At 70.0% G+C, this 2,340-nt stretch carries 3 protein-coding genes; 2 read left to right on the top strand and 1 reads right to left on the bottom strand.

Annotated features, from left to right (window positions below; translation table 11 throughout):
* Positions 1 to 583, top strand: a 583-nt coding sequence (locus HC022_RS24335) for a biotin transporter BioY (RefSeq protein ID WP_167454113.1), incomplete at its 5' end; no start/stop codon positions are given.
* Between the two features lie 105 nt (positions 584 to 688).
* Positions 689 to 1,432 carry a DUF3445 domain-containing protein gene (locus HC022_RS24330; RefSeq protein WP_167454112.1) on the top strand — a complete coding sequence of 248 codons (744 nt, stop codon included), beginning with the start codon at positions 689 to 691 and terminating at the stop codon, positions 1,430 to 1,432.
* On the opposite strand, the gene HC022_RS24325 is transcribed toward HC022_RS24330, so the two are convergent.
* Positions 1,422 to 2,237, bottom strand: a complete 816-nt coding sequence (locus HC022_RS24325) for a hypothetical protein (protein ID WP_167454111.1) — start codon at positions 2,235 to 2,237, stop codon at positions 1,422 to 1,424. The genes HC022_RS24330 and HC022_RS24325 overlap by 11 nt on opposite strands.
* Between the last annotated feature and the right edge of the window lie 103 nt (positions 2,238 to 2,340).

Below are 2,340 nucleotides of genomic sequence, written 5' to 3'. Positions count from 1 at the left end.
CGTTCTGGTGGAGACGTTCGGCGCCCAGGAAGGTGCCGCGCTGCGCGCCAAGCAGGCTATTCTCGTGATCGCCGGCATCGCGCTTCTGGCCGTCTGCGCCAAGATCAAGGTGCCGGTGCCCGGCTCGCCCGTGGCCATGGGCCTCGGAACGTTCGCGGTGCTCACCGTCGGCGCCGCCTACGGCCCGCGTCTCGGTCTTGCCACGATCATGGGCTACATGATCCTCGGCATGATCGGCTTCGACATCTTCCAGAGCTCGACCGCGGATCTCAACGGCATCGAATACATGATGGGCAGCACCGGCGGCTACTTGGTGGGCTACATCATCGCCACCGTTCTGATGGGCACGCTCGCCCGCATGGGCTGGGACCGTTCGGCCCCGAAGATGGCCGGCGCCATGCTGCTCGGCAACGTCGTGCTCTACGTCCCCGGCCTGATCTGGCTCGGCATGCTCTACGGCTGGAACAAGCCGATCCTGGAGTGGGGCCTCACCCCGTTCCTCGTCGGCGACGCGATCAAGCTGGCGCTGGCGGCGATGGTCCTGCCGGCCGTGTGGAAGCTCGTGGGCCGCGCCCGCGGCTGAGCTGACGCCGAAAATTCGACCTTCTGACACGGCGCGGGATCTTCCCGCGCCGTGTTCGTTTCGGGCGCTCTTGCGGGGCGCGCGGGGCGGGGCTAGTCCGGTGCCATGATCCTGCAGACACGCCTTCCCTACGACCCCGACACGGCCCGGCCGCTTCCCAACATCGGCCCCATCCCGATGTCCGAATGGCTGCTCGCCGACGAGGCCTACGGCGCCCAGATGGCCGAGCGCGCGCGCCTGCTGGCCGAGCGGCGCGAGGACGTGGTGCAGCTCGATCCCGACGCCCGCCCGGCCGCCGACGAGCTGCTAGAGGTGGTGCTGGAAAACCTGCCCGCGGGTTTCTCGCGCCACGACGAGACGGTGCGCCGCCCGGACGGCGAGACGGTGACGCTCGACCGAGACGACCCGCTCGGCACGCTGTCGCGGCTGGTTCAGGAAGACCTCTGCATTCTCGAGAAACGCCCCGGCAGCGACGAGCACGTGCTCACGGGCGCGCTGCTGTGCTTCCCGGCGAGCTGGCGGCTGTCGGCGAAGTTCATGCACCCGCTGGTGCACATCCACATTCCCGTGGCGGACTATGACGCGGCGCTGGCGCGGCGCGTGCAGCGGCTTTTCGACGGGATCCAGGCGGGGCGGCCGCTGATGCGGTTCAACCGGCTCTGGTATCAGGACGCGACGCTGCACCAGCCGGTGTCTCGGCAGCACCGTCCCGGCGCGCAGGCAGAGAGCGCGCCCTTCTTCCGGTCCGAGCGGCAATGCCTCGTGCGACTGCCGCGCACCGGAGCGGTGGCCTTCACCATCCACACCTACGTGCTCGAGCGCGAGACCATGCTCGGGCTTAGTGCATGAGCCCCGTCACCACCTGACGCAGCACACCGGTGTTCTGGAGCACCGCGAAGATCACGACCGAGAGCACACGGGCGACGAAGCGCAGGTCCATGGCGCGCAGCCGGGCTGCGACGTGCAGCACCGCCGCCACCGGCACCGAGGCCAGCGCCAGCCCGCCGGTGGCCGCGTAGGCCGTGGTGGCCGCGCGCGGCTCGACCGGTTTCTGGCTGCGGATGCGCTGACGCAGCACCGGCAGCAGGCGGCTGGAGATGCGGCGGTTCTGCGCAGCCTCGGCTTCGGCCTCGAACATGGCGGCGCGGATGCTGGCGGTGAGCGCCATCTCCTCCTCGACGGGCGAGAGCCGCGCGGGCTCCGGCTCCGGCAGGGGCTCGGGCATCGGGTCCGCCACCGGCGCGCCCCGACGCCGGGGAGAGACGTAGCGGTTCAGCTCGACGAAATCCTGAGGGCCGATCAGAGTGTCGCGCGAGAACCACTCGATCTGCTGCGCCGGGACGTGGACCAGCAGCGCCAGCACGACCTGCGCGAGGACCGAGGCCACGAGCTCGCCGCCCGGCACGCCGCCACCCTTGGCGATGACCCGGATCTCGGCACGGCAGGGGGCGGCCCCGGGCTCGGGCGGGCGGATCGCGATGCCCAGCCGGTCGGCCATGACCGCCGCGCGCTTGCTCGATCGGCGCAGCGGTTCGCCAGAAGCGCCGTCGAGGCGCCGCAGCACCTCCGCCGCATCGGCAAGGGCGCGCTGAAGATCGAAGGCGGCGGGATCCGGCAGGACGATGCCTGCGTAGGGAATGCCAGAGGCGCGCATGACACGTTCCGGTACAGTCAGATGAGAAGAGCGTATCGAAAATTAGAGGAAAAATGCGGCGACTCTGTGCCGTCGTCCGGGCCTTAATGTGGCGTTAACTACG

Origin of the sequence: Salipiger sp. HF18, from assembly GCF_011806505.1 — a bacterium.
Taxonomy (GTDB): domain Bacteria; phylum Pseudomonadota; class Alphaproteobacteria; order Rhodobacterales; family Rhodobacteraceae; genus Salipiger; species Salipiger thiooxidans.
Note: the sequence above shows the minus strand (reverse complement) of the source record. Positions and strands in the feature narration are given on the sequence as shown.